Origin of the sequence: Desmonostoc muscorum LEGE 12446 (genome assembly GCF_015207005.2) — a bacterium.
Classification (GTDB): Bacteria; Cyanobacteriota; Cyanobacteriia; order Cyanobacteriales; family Nostocaceae; genus Nostoc; species Nostoc muscorum.
In genome coordinates, this window is the sequence record NZ_JADEXS020000001.1 from 3,291,363 (window position 1) to 3,309,332 (window position 17,970).

At 43.1% G+C, this 17,970-nt stretch carries 10 protein-coding genes and 1 pseudogene; 8 read left to right on the forward strand and 3 right to left on the reverse strand.

All coding sequences use genetic code 11. The features are described from left to right. Positions 1-135: 135 nt before the first annotated feature. Positions 136-1,362: a glycosyltransferase gene (locus IQ276_RS14205; RefSeq protein WP_193914128.1), complete on the reverse strand. Its 1,227-nt coding sequence runs from the start codon at positions 1,360-1,362 to the stop codon at positions 136-138. A gap of 705 nt (positions 1,363-2,067) precedes the next feature. Further along, positions 2,068-3,768, reverse strand: a complete 1,701-nt coding sequence (locus IQ276_RS14210; protein WP_193914127.1) for a transglutaminase-like domain-containing protein — start codon at positions 3,766-3,768, stop codon at positions 2,068-2,070. Positions 3,769-4,187: 419 nt separating this feature from the next. Between IQ276_RS14210 and IQ276_RS14215 the strand changes: the two genes are divergently transcribed. The 5 genes and pseudogenes from IQ276_RS14215 (at position 4,188) to IQ276_RS14230 (ending at position 11,207) form a co-directional block, all read left to right on the forward strand. Next, positions 4,188-7,052 carry a cation-translocating P-type ATPase gene (locus IQ276_RS14215; RefSeq protein WP_193914126.1) on the forward strand — a complete coding sequence of 955 codons (2,865 nt, stop codon included), beginning with the start codon at positions 4,188-4,190 and terminating at the stop codon, positions 7,050-7,052. 83 nt (positions 7,053-7,135) lie between these two features. Continuing rightward, positions 7,136-8,272, forward strand: coding sequence for a DNA replication/repair protein RecF (gene recF, locus IQ276_RS14220; RefSeq protein ID WP_193914125.1), 1,137 nt, complete (start codon positions 7,136-7,138; stop codon positions 8,270-8,272). Positions 8,273-8,360: 88 nt separating this feature from the next. Continuing rightward, positions 8,361-9,165: pseudogene (locus IQ276_RS14225) on the forward strand (IS5 family transposase). Positions 9,166-9,348: 183 nt separating this feature from the next. Continuing rightward, on the forward strand, positions 9,349-9,429 hold the full coding sequence (locus tag IQ276_RS41270; RefSeq protein ID WP_444880227.1) for an IS1/IS1595 family N-terminal zinc-binding domain-containing protein: 81 nt from the start codon (positions 9,349-9,351) through the stop codon (positions 9,427-9,429). A 656-nt stretch (positions 9,430-10,085) separates the two neighbouring features. Continuing rightward, on the forward strand, positions 10,086-11,207 hold the full coding sequence (locus IQ276_RS14230; protein ID WP_193914124.1) for an acyltransferase family protein: 1,122 nt from the start codon (positions 10,086-10,088) through the stop codon (positions 11,205-11,207). A gap of 391 nt (positions 11,208-11,598) precedes the next feature. Here IQ276_RS14230 and IQ276_RS14235 read toward each other — a convergent pair whose 3' ends face one another. After that, complete coding sequence (locus IQ276_RS14235) at positions 11,599-12,057, reverse strand: MgtC/SapB family protein (RefSeq protein WP_193914123.1); 459 nt, start codon at positions 12,055-12,057, stop codon at positions 11,599-11,601. 235 nt (positions 12,058-12,292) lie between these two features. Between IQ276_RS14235 and IQ276_RS14240 the strand changes: the two genes are divergently transcribed. From IQ276_RS14240 to IQ276_RS14250, 3 genes are all read left to right on the forward strand, one after another. After that, complete coding sequence (locus tag IQ276_RS14240) at positions 12,293-14,686, forward strand: putative PEP-binding protein (RefSeq protein WP_235115659.1); 2,394 nt, start codon at positions 12,293-12,295, stop codon at positions 14,684-14,686. A gap of 89 nt (positions 14,687-14,775) precedes the next feature. After that, positions 14,776-15,021: a hypothetical protein gene (locus IQ276_RS14245; RefSeq protein WP_193925959.1), complete on the forward strand. Its 246-nt coding sequence runs from the start codon at positions 14,776-14,778 to the stop codon at positions 15,019-15,021. A 705-nt stretch (positions 15,022-15,726) separates the two neighbouring features. After that, complete coding sequence (locus tag IQ276_RS14250; protein WP_193922479.1) at positions 15,727-17,940, forward strand: EAL domain-containing protein; 2,214 nt, start codon at positions 15,727-15,729, stop codon at positions 17,938-17,940. Positions 17,941-17,970: the final 30 nt, after the last annotated feature.

Genomic DNA, 17,970 nt, shown 5'->3' on the forward strand with positions numbered 1-17,970 from the left:
GCTTGGGTACACTGCTTAGCTGTACTACCCTTCGGTTCTCCTTTGGCGTTCCCTTTTGGCGTTCGCTAAGGTAGCAGGGGGTCAAACTTCTCTTTGCATCGCCGCATCTTTACCATCAGTCGAAACAATAACTCGTTAATTTTTGACTTGTGTTACACGCCAGCTGAGTTTGAGGTTAACCCAAAAGTTCCAGATGGTAGCAACTGCAATTGCAACTAAGTTAGCTATGTAGCGATTAGGAATGAGGAAATTAAACACTAGATTTAACACCAGTACATTCAAAACTAATCCAGCAAGGCAAATTATATTGAACTTTAAAAAGCGCTTCACACGTTGATGCCATTCCTGCTGCTTGACTGTAACATCACCAAAAGTCCAAGCGTCATTCCATAAAAAATTGTTGAAAATTGCAATTTCACCAGCAATGATTTTGCTGCGAGTTAGGGGTAAAGCTAAGGTTGTCTGATCACTGAGCAAGTACAGCACTGCCATATCTACAAATACTCCACTCAGTCCGACCACTGCGAAACGGAGGAAGCGACCAATGGGAAAACCAACAGTTTGGCTGAATTGTCCGACTCTTCCTCTAGAAAACCGCAAGCGCAATAAGTGATGCAAGTACTCTACATATTGCTTCCATGTAACCTTGCTTTCACCTTCCTTGCGTTCGCAAAATACATAACCTACTTCGGCAATTGTGGGCAGCCTTCCGCGTCCAACTACTTCCAAGAGAATTTTGTATCCCACTGGATTAAGTGTCGCACCAGAGATTGCACTCCGACAGACCATAAAATAACCACTCATGGGATCGGAAAGTCTGCCGACTACACTTGGTAAAATAATCAATCCCAGCACTTGGGCGCCACGAGATAACAAACGCCTGACAAGGCTCCAACTACTGACCCCGCCCCCTTCTATATGACGGCTGGCTACTGCCAAATCTGCCCCATGTTGAATCTCACTTAAGAGTTGCGTTAATACCTCTGGGGGATGTTGCAAATCTCCATCGATCACCCCTAAAATACGCCCTCTTGCTGCTTGCCACCCTCGAATTACTGCCGATGATAATCCCTTCTCGTCTTGGCGTCGCATCACCTGCAATTGTGAGTATCTATGCATCAGTGATTGTGCTACTTCCCACGTGCGGTCTGGACTATCATCGTCTACTACAATCAGTTCGTAGTCTCCAGGGATGAACTCATCTAGCACCTGACTCAATATAGTAACAATCTTCTGGATATTCTCACGTTCTTTGTAAGTCGGAATTACCAGAGACAACTGTATTGGTTGACTAATGCTCTCAATATCGGAGATTTGTAAATTCCCGGATGGAATTGCTAACAAAGAATCAACTTCACTCATTATTCACCATTGGGTAAAGGCGTCAAGGAAATTACAAATTTTCTAGAAAATTTTTACATTTGCTTCAACTTGATAAATATTAAACAAGTAATTGCACTTTGTTTCGTATCAATAAGAACCTTCATATTATCTTTATAACTTCTTCATAATTAATTCACAGAGTACTATACAGGGTAAAATCATGTAAATTAGTATCATACTTGCTTGACAAATTGAATAAAATACGCGTAAAAAAAAGTGTAAAAAAGGCACTTGAGACTGAACAAAATTAGCGTTTTTTTGTCTCTGAGGAGAAGAAAAATAAGATGCTAGCCTTGAATCTTTTTCAAAGCTTGGCTTGATCAACAAAGCCAAAAAATCCTTGATTGGAACAAAGCACGGAGAAAAAAAGTTTTAAATATTCTTTAATGAGAGTAATAAAAGCTGGTCATGGACGCTTTCGATGTCCGTAAGAAATGTAAGAAACTGGTGTTTTAACTGTACAAGTTATCTTTCGGAAATTGGTTTAGATCGCAAAGGGTTATTCGTTGAGGTAATTGAACTAGAGAAGACGCGATAAATCGCGTCTCTACATGAGGGTTTTGGGCTGAGATGAACTGTATTAATTTAGACCAAAACCGTTTCCATAGGGACAAAAGGTCGTTACTATGTAGAGCGAGTGCTAGTACAAGGGAACAGTCAATAATTTTCAGAGAAGAGGACAGCTTATTCCCCAACTCCGAGCAAATCCGGTTTCTCAGGAGGTGGCAATTCTTTAAGAATTGTGAACCGAATATGATTGATCGCTAAGTCGCCGATGGGGATATCTTCTTTGGTTAACCGCGTACCTTGACTGGTCACAGTTTCAAAGGTGATACCCTTACCAATTTCAATGTGATACCAGCACAAGCCCATAAAAAAGCGTGTGGGATATGGCCCGCCATGACCGACATCATCAGGATTGGATTCCATTGGCAACCAACCAAAATTCGGTACGTAGAACTCTAGCCAAACATGATTAAAATCAGGTTGTAAAGGTACGCCTTGGTGTTCGCTATTAGGAGGACATTTATACCTGCCAACGGTGCGGCAAGGGATGCCATTTAAACGACATAGGGCGAGTAAAACGCCGACATATTCGCCACAGGAACCAACACCACGTTCTAAAACTATATCTGGCGTATCAATGTAAGGTTTGATACCATACGACAATTCATCGTAAACATAATTACGGATGCTGTACATTTTCCGCAACAGATTGGTTTCAGAACCAATTGCTTCTCTGGCGGCACGGCGGACAATGGTAGTATCCATTGCTAAGTCGTCGTCGTCCACTAGGTAGCGGCTTTGCAATTCTGGTGAAAGTTCGGGTATATCTTCCACATCTTTGGGTGTGATACGATACTTAATCCCTCGAACTTCCAAAAGTGCTTTCCAGCCAAATATATGGCGTTCGCCTGGGGTGAGAGCATCAAATTTAAATACTGCGACGCGTTGCCCATCTATTACTTCTTCGGTGAAGGGTAGGCCAATGGGTTCGACGTGTTTCACCTTTTGACGCTCGGTTTCCGATGGTAGGGCAATGCGCCATTCTACATCGGGTAAATAAACCTCATCTAAGGGTGCAATCTCTTCAGCATAGGACATTTCAATGAGATAGCCATTAGAGAGGGCGTAGCGCTTATCTGGTTCGTAATGATAATACAGGGGATGAATAAAAGTGCGATCGCGGTAGGTTAGCTCATGATTCGGATCAGCATTGGGATTGTCCCGGATATAAGGCTCCTCGGAGGCGTAAGCGATATACAAACTTTCTTTGCCTGTATCGCCATCTTTATGTATGGCTATGCCTGTAGGCGATTCAAAGGGCGTCAGAACACTAAATTGAACCTCTCCAGTTGCCCTGTCCATCGCGTAAACTGTCTGTTCTGTGCGATCGCAAATCCACAACATGTCCTTGCTGACTGCCAAATTTTCTACCCCAACTCCAGGGGCATAAAACCTAGTAATTTCTTTTCGGGATTCCCTGTCAAAAATCAGAATGTAGCCTAGCCTTTGGCAACTGACGTAGACGGTTGTTTCCCAAACAGCAACGCCGTCAGCTGGATAAGGCAATGTCACGAAATGTTCTAGACCCAAGGCATTCAGCTTGCACAAATAAACACTGCGATCGCGACTCACCCACAGGGTATCCTCCCACATGGCTAAACCAGTGACATCGGTAAATTCCTTAACTTGATGCGGATTGATAATTTTACTGTTGTCAGAGGTGGGATCGATCTCCAGTAGATGCCCTTTAAGACTGTCAATGGCAATCAGTCTATCTTTAATGAAAGCAATACCGCACAGGGTAGCAGCAGTAAGCGGTCGAATTATTTTTTGCCCGAACATCTGGCTAGCAGTCAAAGTGGGGAGTACAAAACTCATAATTAAATATTTATTAAGTGGTTTAGCACGTTTAAGCAATTCCAAATTTGTCTGGAAAAGTTTGCTACAAACGGAAACCCGGCTGGAAACTTGACCCAAAATTCATCAAGAAATGCGATCGTGCCATGCATCCAGTTCAAGCAATGACAGCCTCAAATTAATTGTGGCATATTCTCTGTAGCCGAACTTCAGACTTGTATTATTCACAATTATCAGTACAATGTGTTTGCAAAAACTCTTTCGTAAGAGATAACACATATGTGTCACAGATATGTCAACAGAAGAGAAATTTGCAAATCAAAAGAATCCCCTCTACACTCATAAGATTTAGTATTGCTTTAATGTAACTTTAGGAGATGGTTTTCCAGCCATCACTAAATTATGATCGAATTTTGTAACCATTTCCTGTGACTTACACGATGTCTGCTAATTCTCTGCCTGAAACTGCCGCCGTTTGGCATAGTTTAGAAGTTGATAAAGCGCTAGACCTGCTTGATAGTAACGCAGACAGTGGCTTAACACCCGAAGATATTCAACAAAGGTTGCAAAAATACGGCCCCAACGAACTTGAAGAAACTGCTGGCCGTAGTGCTTGGGAAATTCTGCTAGATCAGTTCAAGAACATTATGTTGTTGATGCTGATTGGTGTAGCTCTGATTTCTGGGTTTTTAGACCTCATGGCTTGGCAGTCTGGGAGCTTGAAACCCGGTGAAGTACCATTCAAAGATACCATCGCTATCCTAGCAATTGTTATCCTCAATGGCATACTCGGTTATGTCCAAGAAAGCCGTGCGGAAAAAGCCCTAGCAGCCCTGAAACAACTCACCTCCCCCCTAGTGCGAGTCATCCGCAACGCTAGATTGGCGGAGATAGCAGCCAAGGAACTAGTCCCAGGAGATGTGATGCTTCTGGAAGCCGGGATGCAGATAGCCGCAGATGGACGGTTGATCGAACAGTCGAATTTACAAGTGCGAGAGTCGGCACTGACGGGTGAAGCGGAAGCTGTCAACAAACAGGCAATACTAAATTTACCTGAAGAAACAGATTTAGGCGATCGCATCAATTTGGTATTCCAAGGAACTGAAGTCGTCCAAGGACGGGCAAAGGTTCTGGTAACCAACACTGGCATGACAACAGAACTAGGCAAAATTGCTGCCATGTTGCAGTCGGTGGAAAGTGAACCCACGCCTTTACAACAGCGGATGACTCAACTGGGCAATGTCCTGGTTACGGGTTCTTTGATTCTCGTGGCGATCGTTGTTACCGGCGGTGTTATCCAGGCCAGAGGTTTTAGCAACATCCAAGAACTCTTGGAAGTATCTTTGAGTATGGCGGTTGCTGTCGTCCCAGAAGGTCTACCTGCGGTAATTACCGTTACCTTGGCACTGGGAACTCAGCGAATGGTGCGCCAGAATGCCTTGATTCGCAAACTGCCAGCAGTGGAAACATTGGGTTCTGTAACCACCATCTGCTCTGATAAAACCGGCACCCTGACTCAAAATAAAATGGTGGTGCAATCGGTTTTCACCAATGACAAAACTTTTCGCGTCACCGGAGAAGGCTATGCCCCTACAGGAGATTTTCTTTTAGATGGCGAAAAAGTTTCCCTAGAGCAATCGCCAGAAATTTCAGCGTTGTCAGTTGCTTGTACCGTTTGTAATGATTCGGTGTTGCAAAAAGAAAAAGGGGAATGGGCAATTTTAGGAGATCCCACCGAGGGGGCGTTAGTTACTCTGGCGGGGAAAGCGGGAATCGAAAAAGACCAGTGGAATAGTAAGTTACCCCGCGTTAGCGAGTTTCCTTTCTCCTCGGAACGTAAGCGGATGAGCGTAATTTCTCAGGTGCAGGAAGTCGCTACGGGTGAAGCGTCTTTGAATGCCGTTGACCCGGCCATCGCTAATTTTTTAGAATCTGAACCTTACTTAATGTTTACCAAAGGTTCGCCAGAGTTAATTTTGGCACGTTCCACTCAAGTTTATTTGGGCGATCGCTCAACTCCCTTGAGTGAAGAACTACGTCAGAAAGTTCTGGCAGAAAACGACAACATGGCAAGTAAAGGTTTGCGAGTACTAGGTTTTGCCTACAAGCCCCTTGCCGAGATTCCACCAGAAGGTTCAGACGAAGCATCCGAACAAGATTTGGTGTGGCTGGGATTGGTGGGAATGCTAGATGCACCACGTCCAGAAGTTAGGGCGGCTGTGCAAGAGTGCCGTGATGCCGGAATTCGCCCAGTCATGATTACTGGTGACCACCAATTAACAGCACGAGCCATCGCCACCGATTTGGGAATTGCCCAAGAAGGCGATCGCCTGCTCACAGGTCAAGAATTACAGCGGATGAGTGACCAGGAACTAGAGCAAAACGTTGACTTGGTAAGCATTTATGCCAGGGTTTCCCCTGAACACAAACTGCGAATTGTCCAAGCACTGCAACGCCGGGGCAGATTTGTGGCCATGACAGGTGATGGTGTCAACGATGCCCCAGCCCTCAAACAAGCTGATATCGGTATTGCAATGGGCATTACGGGCACGGATGTCAGTAAAGAAGCCAGCGATATGGTGTTACTCGATGACAACTTCGCCACCATTGTCAGCGCCACCAAAGAAGGTAGAGTCGTTTACACCAATATCCGCCGCTTTATTAAATACATTCTCGGCAGTAACATTGGCGAAGTTATCACAATTGCAGCCGCACCCTTACTAGGTTTGGGAGGCGTTCCCCTGACTCCCTTGCAAATTCTGTGGATGAACTTGGTAACAGACGGTTTGCCAGCTCTGGCATTAGCTGTGGAACCCCCGGAACCGGATGTCATGAAACGTCCGCCTTTTAGCCCCCGCGAAAGCATCTTTGCTAGGGGATTGGGTTCTTATATGATTCGGATTGGCATTGTCTTTGCGATTATCTCTATTGCTTTAATGGCATGGGCTTATAATTATTGCCAACAATTGTCCGGTGACCCCGCGAACCCAGACCCACGTTGGAAAACAATGGTATTTACTACCTTGTGTATCGCCCAAATGGGTCACGCGATCGCCATTCGCTCCAACAACCGACTGACCATCGAAATGAATCCCTTTTCTAATATATTTGTACTAGCTGCTGTTGTCGTGACCACGATTTTACAGTTGATGCTAGTTTACGTCCCACCCCTGCGAGATTTCTTTGGTACTCACTACCTCACCCTAGAAGAATTGGGAGTTTGTATTGGCTTCAGTGCCTTGATGTTTGTCTGGATTGAATTGGAGAAGATATTTTTGCGGATTATGGGCAAGAGGGCTGTTTAAAAAGGAAATTTTAGATTTTAGATTTTAGATTTTAGATTTATCTTCAATCCAAAATCTAAAATTTAAAATCCAAAATTGCACTTATGTACCTGAAAACTCTACAACTGAGACAATTTCGTAATTACCAAGACCAGAGGGTTGATTTCACTGCTGCCAAAACAATTTTGGTGGGTAATAACGCTCAGGGAAAGTCGAATTTGTTGGAGGCGGTGGAGTTGTTGGCGACATTGCGATCGCACCGTATGGCACGCGATCGCGATTTAGTCAGGGAAGGGGAAGCCATAGCCCAAATTAATGCTCATCTTGAGCGGCAAATAGGTACTAGCGATCTGACTTTAACCCTCCGCCGTAATGGCCGCCGTAGCGTTGCTCTCAATGGCGAGTCTGTACGCCGTCAAATGGATTTTCTCGGTGTTCTCAATGCAGTCCAATTTTCCAGCCTGGATTTAGAACTAGTACGCGGCGGCCCAGAAGGTCGCCGCAATTGGTTAGATACCCTTTTGATTCAACTTGAACCAGTTTATGCTTACATTTTGCAGCAGTATAACCATGTGTTACGCCAGCGCAATGCCTTTTTAAAAAACAACGTAGAGACGTTGTATACAAAGTCTCTACAATCAGAACTTGCTCTGTGGGATGCACAGTTAGCTACCGCAGGTACACGGGTAATTAGACGCCGCGATCGCGCCATACAGCGATTGGCTGACATCGCTACTGCTTGGCACACCAGCATCAGCGGTAGTACGGAAATTCTGCAAATCAAGTACGCGCCTAATATCCCTTTAGAAGATAACCAACCAGAACAAGTCCAGCAAGCTTTTTTAGCAAAAATTCAACAGCGATCCGTAGCCGAACTCCACCAAGGCACTACCCTTGTGGGTCCCCACCGCGACGAAGTAGAGTTAACCATTAACCAGACACCTGCTCGTCAATATGGTTCTCAAGGTCAACAACGAACGCTGGTTCTAGCTTTAAAATTAGCAGAATTACAATTAATTGAAGAAGTCGTTAAAGAGCCACCATTGCTATTACTTGATGATGTGCTGGCCGAACTAGATCTATCTCGCCAAAATCAACTGCTTGATGCTATTCAAGACCGCTTTCAAACCCTGATTACCACTACTCATTTGGGTTCTTTTGATTCGCAATGGTTGAAATCATCACAAATTCTTTTTGTGAAGGCTGGAGAAATCATGCAACATTATAATCATTCTGATTGAAAATCTGGAGCGTTGCATAATTGTAGGACTAGGGCGTGTTTTCAAACTCGTTATATCCTAGAAAAAAGGCGATCGCTGTATAGTCATGATCAACCGAGGGGACTTAAGTAACGAGCAATGGGAGAGGTTAAAATCGTTACTACCATCAGAAAAACCACGAACAGGTAAGCCGAATCACGACCACCGTAGGGTTGTGAATGGCATCCTCTGGATACTGAGAACAGGGGCACCGTGGCGAGACCTCCCAGAACGTTATGGAAAGTGGCAGAGTGTGGCCACAAGGTTTTATCGCTGGCAAAAAGCCGGAATTTGGAACCAAATCTTAGCCCAGCTACAAGCGATCGCTGATCTAGAAGGAAGGCTGGACTGGGAAGTTCATTACGTTGATGGAACGGTTATACGCGCCCATCAGCACGCTGCAGGTGGAATATTGGGGCGATGAACACGAAAAATTAGGTCGTTCTCGTGGTGGTTTCAGTACAAAAATACACATTCGCTGTGAGGGGAAAGGTAAACCAATAACTTTTATTCTTAGTCCAGGTCAAAGAAATGAGTCAATTTTTCTAGAACAATTGATGGAACAAGGAGCAGTCAAGCGTTCTGGTCGGGGTCGTCCGCGTTTACGTCCTTTGAGATTGGTTGGAGACAAAGGCTATACAGGTCGTCGAATACGTAATTACTTACGTCGTCGTGGTATTCGTCTTACTATCCCACGACTCTCAAATGAACCACGTCGAGGTTCTTTTAGCCGTGAAATTTACCGTCAACGCAATATTGTTGAACGTGCTATCAATCGACTCAAGCAGTTTCGCCGCATCGCTACCCGATATGAGAAACTTGCTGCAAATTATACAGCCATGATTACGATTGCCTCCATTCTCTTGTGGTTATAGTTTGAAAACACGCCCTAGCCCTTTCAAGGTGACCAACGAACATACGTTGTTTCAGTGCTAGCATCTTGAATCATCAACTCACATTTTGGGCTTTTTGAAGATTGAAATAACCAATCTTCGTTCCAAATTTCACCACCTTGAAAGGGCTAATCCTAAATTGAAGTATGAATTTGAGCGATCGCTATGCAATGTCCAAGGTGTGCATCAAGTCATATCCCCAAGAACGGCAAAAAGTATAGTGAACTTGCATTATATCTGTGTTGATTGTGGTCGTCACATCATACACACCTAACAATTGATGTCAGTCTGGTGTGCAATCGTCGCCACCCCCTATCCTTCCCCAGCCTCAGATGAAGGCAGCGTGGGGGCTTGCGTGTGTTGTTAAAAATACTTGCATTCAATAAACTAGGACTTACGCATTGACAGAAAAGCCAAAATGGCAGCTATAGTTTTCAAGGCTTATAGCAAGATTTTTCAATGATATTTTGGCGATCGCACCCAATCAAGGGAGATTGATAAAAGCCTGAAACAACGTATTTACTTTGATACACAAGATAATTATTTTGTACAGTGCGTAAGTCCTATAAACATAGTTTTAGATGAGGATTTAATAATTTTTTGTAACTAATTATACATACTAATTTAGGATGTTAAACACTTTAATTACAGATAAAAACTCTTAAAAGACGGATGCAAGCATTGATTTATAAAGATTTTATAAAAATTTAGGTTTTGAAAAAACAAGTTGCTGAAGCGAAAAATGTGTTTAATCAAAAAAAATTCTTAACTCTATTGTATAATAAAAATTGTAAAAATTGAAAAACTTCTGTAAAAGTGCGGTATTTCAAATAACTTAACTGGACTTTTCATATCATCAACTTTTCAACCTATTTTGTTCCACCGTTAAGGAGTAAAGATTCTTGGAAAAATCCTCAATACCTTTACCCGGAGCTAATGCACAAGTTTCGTCGGGTGAAAAAAATCCCCATACAAAATTTTACATACCATCCCTCGATGGCATCAGAACTCTTGCTTTCCTATTGGTCTTTTCATCCCATGCAGGATTAGCAAAGCAGATTCCCGGAGGCTTCGGTGTAACAGTATTTTTCTTTCTGAGTGGCTACCTAATCACAACTCTTCTCAGAAGAGAGTACGATCGCAATCAAACTGTCGATTTTAAGCTCTTTTATCTCAGACGATTACTGCGTATTTGGCCGTCATTTTATCTAGTCTTATTCATCGGAACTGCTTTAACTGCCTTCGGCTTACTGGGGGGAGAAATTTATTTACCAGCCTTCTTATCTCAAACTCTGCACTATGCCAACTACTACATAATTTTTACTGACGTTGAAGGAGTAGCTCCTGGTAGTTGGGTATATTGGTCTCTTGCTGTTGAAGAACACTTCTACTTTCTTTTTCCACTGCTTTATCTAGCTTTTCGTAAATTGCGTGTCAGCCCAAGGAAACAAGTGCTGACCATTTTAGGATTATGTTTAGCTGTTTTAGTTTGGCGATGTATTCTGGTTTTGGGTTTTGGAGTACCTTCACCACGTACGTTTTATGCAACAGATACCCGAGTAGATGGTATTCTATTCGGTTGTGCATTAGCAGTTCATAATAATCCAATCCTTGATGCTCAACATTACTCTAACAAGGTCTGGAAGTATTTCTTTCTACCCGCAGGAATAATTTTGATTCTTTTTTCATTGCTATATCGCTCATCAGATTTTCAAGAAACCTTTCGCTATACGGTACAGGGAATTGGTTTATACCCAATCTTTTTTACCGCTATTCGCTTTCCTAATTGGGGATTATTCGCAATACTAAATATAAACTGGATACGTTTTATTGGATTACTTTCTTACTCTCTGTACCTTGTTCATTACACTGCAATTGTCGGTGTGCAGTTGTATCTACCCCAATCGAATAAATTTCTCCAAGCAGGAATTGCTCTATTAATTTCTTTAGGATTAGCCTATATAATCTACCAGTTTATAGAGTCTCCAATTGCAAAGTTACGCAAAAAGTTATCACGGGCATAACTCAGAACAAAAGCACTCATTTGTTGAGATGTATCAATCTAAAGTTCTAATTTTGTAGAATCAAAAAATATTTTGTCAAGATTGGTTTTATTCAGCGCATCAGTCCTGAGTGAGAAAAGATTACTCAGTACTAACGCACCCCGCCCCTTGTGGGCGGTTTTTTAACTCTTAGCCAAGGCACTAGTACCGCAACGCGGAAGTCAAAAAGCTTGTGTTGTCAGCTTTTCCCTGATTGTTAATGGTATCTCTATTTACGCGATGCTGTACTAGGTAGTCAGCACTCTACAATCGCAGACAATACCATCGCTAAAAATTTGCGCTAAAAATTAATTATAGGAACCCTTAGCTATATCTTTGTATCAAGTATTTCCTGAAAGCCTTTAACTCATTATTAATCACGTTTTTCTAAGCTTTTAAAAACCTTAAGAACCAAAAAAGTGAGGACACCACCGATTAATCCTAACTGCCATAAACCACAGCCAGCAGCAATTCCTAAACTAGCCGAAACCCAAATAGCTGCTGCTGATGTCAGTCCGTGAATTTCAAGTTGCTGTGATGGTTGGGAAGATTGCCGCACAATTTCTCCAGCACCGAGAAATCCCACCCCGGTTGCGATTCCCTGAATCACTCGGCTGAGTGCATCGGGACTAGTCTGTAGCTCAGCGGTTTGCAGAGGTATGATGGTGAATAAGGCTGAACCCAAACTCACCAGCATGTGAGTTCTTAGCCCAGCTGGTTTGCGCCTAGTTTGGCGTTCCAAGCCAATAATTCCTCCAATCAGCAATGCGATGCATAGCCGGAAGCTGATATTCAACCAATCATTAGTTGCAAGATAGTAAGTGTTTGGCAAGGTTAGTTTTGGTATGGATAATTATATTTACTAGGTTAATTGGTAATATAGCTTTTAAGAAGAATTCAGAATTGAGACAATACAATCAAGTCGGGATTCAAACATTACCTGATTGTAGACCTTTATGAAGATTCTTTTCCAATAAGATATTATTTTGGTCAATAAATGTAGGTTTGCATTCTTAAATAAGGAATGGCTGTGGCTACGAATAGATAACTGACAACTAACAAATTGAGTGGAAAAACTCTACTGGCTAGACCAAATTAAACTACAAGACCGCACCAAAGTAGGTGACAAAGCGTTTTACTTAAGCAGAATTATCCAACGTGGCTATCCGGTGGTGCCTGGTTTTGTCGTTTCGGCAGAAGTTTTGCGGCAATTCCTAGAAAATCTTAACAGTTCAGAGTCATTAGTTGCTGATTTACCTCACTCTTCGTTACATCTAGATGTAAGTAATTGGCGTCAACTTCAGCAGGTGGCTGGCCGACTGCGTGAAGAAATTTTGACTGCAACTGTGCCACAGCAGTGGGTGAGTAGAATTTTCACAGCAGCAAAAGAATGGCAAACTAACTGTTTGATTTTTCGACCTAGTTTGTCAGTAGCAAATACCACGCCAGTTCCAGTAAATATATCTGGGTTACTGGAGTCAGTATTTTGCCATTGCCAAGAGGAAGCGATCGCTCTGGCATTAAAACGTACCTGGAGTCAAATATTTCGTGCCAGAAGTTTATTGTATTGGCAGCACACAGGAATTAACCTGCAACAAATTAATCTAGGAATTTTGGTGCAACCTGTAGAAAATGCGATCGCCAGTGGTTTGCTAAAAGCCAACCCCTCTGGGTGGGAAATTGAAGCCGCTTGGGGATTAGGAATTGCCATCGCTCAAGGCGAAGTATTGCCAGATGTCTACTACATTCAAAATGAAACTGGGGTTATCCTGGAGCAACAGCTCGGCAATAAAATGCTGGCTTATGATGTTGATGATGCTTCCTCTACAACTTTTTCCCAACTTCTGACGGACTCAGCCCTAACACCAGAGAAAACTTGTCTGATTACTTACGTACTTCAGGAAGCCCAACAAAAACAGTATGCTTTACAACCAGAATACGTACAACAAATAATTGGTCTGGGAACTCAATTAATAACTGAACTAGGTAAAACCTTTACCATTAAATGGACTATCGCTAGCACAACCACATCTAGCAAGCTCTATTTAACCCAAGTGAGTACTCCCAAATCTGTAATTCCCCACTCACACTTCATCAGGGGACTTGCAGCCTCAGGAGGACGTACTGTGGCAAATGCTTTAGTAATGATGAATTCCCAGCAAAAACCCGAACAAATCCCAAAAGGAGTAATTTTAGTAGTACCAACAATTACACCTGATTGGTTACCATTATTGCAACAAGTTGCTGGTATTATCACTGAACAAGGAGGACTAACCAGCCACGCTGCAATTCTGGCCAGAGAATTAGGTATAGCAGCAGTAGTGAACGCAACATCAGCTACAAGCTTAATTCAAACTGGCGAACGGCTGTTGCTTGATGGCGACAGAGGAGAAGTTTATCGGATCAAAGGAGAAGTCAGAGATGAGGGAGATAAGGGAGATGGGGGAGATAAGGGAGAGCGAGGAGTAAATACCCCCTCATCTCCCTCATCCCCCTCATCCTCCTCATACCCCTCATCCCCCTCATCCCCCTTTGCTCTACCTATGATTGCTACCAAACTGCTGGTTAATTTGAGTCAGTCCAGCCTGATAGAGCAGGTAAAAAGCTTGCCTGTGGATGGAGTAGGATTGTTGCGTTCAGAATTGATGGTACTCAATATATTAGATGGGCAACATCCTCATAGTTGGATTTTAGGCGGGCGTCAAGCAGAATTGTTAGAGCGTTGGTCTGACCAAATTATGCAGTTTGCTCGGGCTTTTGCGCCAAGACCAGTTTTTTATCGTTCTTTAGATTGGCGATCGCCAGATTTGCCTTCATTGAGTGATAGTTTACAATCTTCTTCACAATCGATGCTAGGTGAACGCGGCACCTTCAGCTATGTACGAAATCCGATTGTGTTTGAGTTGGAACTGAAAGCCTTAGCAAGCGTACAGCAATCTGGCTATAGCAATATCCATTTGCTGCTACCTTTTGTTCGGACTGTGGAAGAATTCGTCTTTTGTCGGCACAAAGTTGAGCAAGCTCTTTTAACCCAGGTAGCAGAATTTGAATTGTGGATCATGGCAGAAGTGCCAAGCGTACTGTTTTTATTGCCAGAATACGTCAAAGCAGGCGTAGCCGGAATTTCCATTGGTACAAATGACCTGACCCAATTATTACTCGGAGTAGATCGAGAACAAGGACAGCTAGCAAAAGTATTTAATGAACGTCATCCAGCAGTTATGAGTGCGATCGCTCAACTCATCCAGATGGCTAAAAATGCTGGCATCCCTTGTTCAATCTGCGGTCAAGCACCAGCCCTTTATCCGGAAATTATCGATCGGTTAGTGGAATGGGGCATAACTTCCATTTCCGTCGAACCCGAAGCGATCGAGCGGACATATCAGGCGATCGCACGTGCTGAACAACGGCTAATTTTAGCAGCAGCGCGACGTGAATTAAAAGAGAAAACATCTCAATGAAAATACTCAAAAGCATCGAAATAATTTTTTTGTTTTTATGTATACCAACTTTTATATTAGGAATAATCTACTTTCACGAAGATATTTTCATGAGATTATTTGGTGAGCCTTTGACATCATCTTTAACCCAACCAGTTCGTCAATTTACAACAATATATTTGATATTTTTATGTTGGAGTTTGCTCTCGATTCCCATTGGTTTAGAATTAACAGTTATCAAAATTTTAAAAAAATATTGGTTTTCATCACTAATTTTGTTAATAGCAACAATTCTCAACGGTATGTTAGTAATTGACTTTCTGACAGCTTGGTATCAAATCAGTCGTGGCTGGTAATAAGTAGGCCAACTTAGTTAAATAATCTTCAGGTGATATATTCCCGTCTTCTTTTATAAGTCAGCTTAGATATTCTAGCGATGCCTTCTCTTTCAGAGACGCTACCGCGAACGGCAAAGCTGGGCTAACCCCGCATTTCTCACAAGCTTGAGATCAGATGTGCAGAGGGGCAGAGGGGAAAGAACAAGACACATTGAACTCTCCTCTGCTCCCCTGCTCCCCTGCTCCCCACTCCCCACTCCCAACTCCCTGTTTTCAAGGCAGGTCTATTAGTTAGCGCTAGTACAAACCATTCTGTAAAAATTGGGCATCTCCAGAAGATACTAAAATCAAGCAGATAACTTCTTTGTTGCAAAATAAAAACTGGATGATGTTAATAGCTAGTTCGAGCGAGCAGATTTTTTAGAAATTCATCTCTTTCAGGACTTACGCACACGTAACGGAAAATCGAACCGCAGAGGACGCAGAGGGCACGGAGAAATAAGAGTTTCAGAGAGTTTTTGCGTAAGTCCTATCTTTAATATAAATCAATCATTTTCTATCACCAGTTGGTGGATAATTTCTGTTAATCCAAATTGATTGTGCCAATGGGGAATCAACTTTTTAATTCTCATCAAATCTTCATCTACTTGAACTGTAGTTCATTTTTTATAGGAAGTTTGAGGGGAACACTAAAATCAATCGGGTTGAGCAAGGTAGTTACCAATGAGCCAAAGCTGTCCTATCTCCAATACTTGTGCTTGTTATAATATTCGCTGCCAAACTGGGGAAGCAGGCAGACTTTTTCTCTGGTTCCCCGTTTCACATACCCTGACAAAAGTCACCTCATACCTACAGCAATTAGGCGTTGAGTATGAGCTGATGCACCAGCGACCAGGCCTGAGTTTGAACTGTAAACCTGGACAGGCTCAAGAAATTGCCCTTAACTTGGCTCAGTTCCTTGCACCAAGAGAATTAAGAGAGACCCAAGTCCTTTTGATTCAAGGTGCTATCCAACCTCAACTCCAAGATTTTAGTGATATTGCCTCATTGCAACGGTTTATTAAGTTCAGTCAGTCCGACTGGTTAGTGGAAATGTTGGCAAGGGAACGATTTACCACTCACTTTCAACCGATTGTCTCGATTCAGGATACATCGGAGATTTATGGATATGAATCGTTGTTGCGGGGGTTGGATGAACAAGGCAATTTAGTACCACCGGAATCAATCCTGGAGTTAGCAAGCGAAGCTGGACTTTTACCCCAACTCGACCGACTTGCTCGCCTCAACACAATCAAGCAATTTACCCGTCATCAAGTGAGTGGGCGGATTTTCATCAATTTTTCACCAACTGCGCTTTATGACCCTGTTTATTGCCTACGCAGTACGGTAGAAGCAATTGATCGAGCAGGCATTGAACATGAACGGGTTGTCTTTGAAGTCGTGGAATCAGACAATCCTCAAGATTTAGCCCACCTCAAAGCTGTGATTCAATACTACCGCGATACTGGGTTTTTAGTTGCTCTTGATGACCTTGGTTCTGGGTATTCCAGCCTGAACTTGCTGCATCAGTTACGGCCAGATTTTATCAAGTTAGATATGCAGTTAATTCGAGATGTGCATCAAGACTTGTATAAAGCCTCGATTACTGAAAAGCTTCTAGAAATTACTCAAAAGTTAAATATCCAAACCGTCGCCGAAGGAATTGAGTGCATTGAAGAACTGAACTGGCTGCGAGAACGAGGCGCAACCTTCGCTCAAGGCTATTTGATTGCCAGACCAACTGCTGTGCCTAGCACTACAACCCCTAACTTTGATGTGCTGACGTTAACTGTAGCATCGCCATCTCGTAAGCAAATTGAGCAGCGCGTCCAACAGCAAAGTCAGTTCGAGCGAATTGTCGCGGCTGTCACCCAGCGCATTCGCCAATCCTTGCAGTTAGATGAAATTTTGCAAACCACGGCAGACGAGGTAAGACAACTGTTTGATGTAGACCGAGTAGTGATTTATCAGTTTAAGCCAGACTGGAGTGGGTTAGTTGCAGTAGAGTCTTTAGCGCAAGGGTGCATGTCCATTCTGGGATTTCATGTGATGGACACATGCTTTCAATCTACCCGTGCAAATTACTACCAACAAGGCAATAGTAGAGCGATCGAAGACATTGAAACTGGTGGACTATCGCCGTGTCATGTTGAACTGCTGCGGAGTTTGCAAATCCGGGCGAACCTTGTGGTGCCTATCTTGCAGCAAAAGCGTTTGTGGGGACTATTGATTGCTCACCAATGTTCTAACACTAGGGTATGGGAGCAATCGGAGATTAATTTGTTTAAGCAGCTAGCAAGCCAAGCTGCGATCGCCATTCAGCAATCAGAACTTTACCACCAATTACAACAAGCAAACCAAGAATTACAGCGCCTTGCTTCTTCGGATGGTCTAACCCAAGTCGCAAATCGCCGCTGCTTTGATGACACCTTCAACGCCGAATGGCAACGATTGGCACGAGAGCAAGCCTCACTATCTTTGATTTTATGTGATGTCGATTACTTTAAACTTTATAACGATACTCACGGACATCTCGCAGGAGATGATGCACTCAGACACGTTGCCAAAGCAATCTCTCAGACAGTTAAACATCCTGCTGATTTAGTTGCTCGGTATGGTGGAGAAGAGTTTGCAGTCATTTTACCGAATACTGATGTCGAAGAAGCCATTGCAGTTGCCAGAGAAATCCAGACTAATATTAGGGCATTACAACTGCCTCATCTCAATTCTCAAGTTAGTCAATTCATTACCCTCAGTCTTGGCGTAGCAACAATCACTCCTCATAGTCAATCATCTCCCGCAACCTTAATTGCTGCTGCTGACCAAGGACTCTATCAGGCAAAAGCACAAGGGAGAAATTGTGTGGTCAAGATAGACTGTGAAAATGGTCAAGCTTAAGGGAGTAGGGAGTAGGGAGTAGGGAATAGG

Excerpts from the sequence above, each read along its gene's own strand:
- IQ276_RS14205 (WP_193914128.1), bottom strand. The coding sequence starts at position 1,362 with ATGAGTGAAGTTGATTCTTTGTTAGCAATTCCATCCGGGAATTTACAA.
- IQ276_RS14210 (WP_193914127.1), bottom strand. The coding sequence starts at position 3,768 with ATGAGTTTTGTACTCCCCACTTTGACTGCTAGCCAGATGTTCGGGCAA.
- IQ276_RS14215 (WP_193914126.1), top strand. The coding sequence starts at position 4,188 with ATGTCTGCTAATTCTCTGCCTGAAACTGCCGCCGTTTGGCATAGTTTA.
- recF (WP_193914125.1), top strand. The coding sequence starts at position 7,136 with ATGTACCTGAAAACTCTACAACTGAGACAATTTCGTAATTACCAAGAC.
- IQ276_RS41270 (WP_444880227.1), top strand. The coding sequence starts at position 9,349 with ATGCAATGTCCAAGGTGTGCATCAAGTCATATCCCCAAGAACGGCAAA.
- IQ276_RS14245 (WP_193925959.1), top strand. The coding sequence starts at position 14,776 with ATGAGATTATTTGGTGAGCCTTTGACATCATCTTTAACCCAACCAGTT.
- IQ276_RS14250 (WP_193922479.1), top strand. The coding sequence starts at position 15,727 with ATGAGCCAAAGCTGTCCTATCTCCAATACTTGTGCTTGTTATAATATT.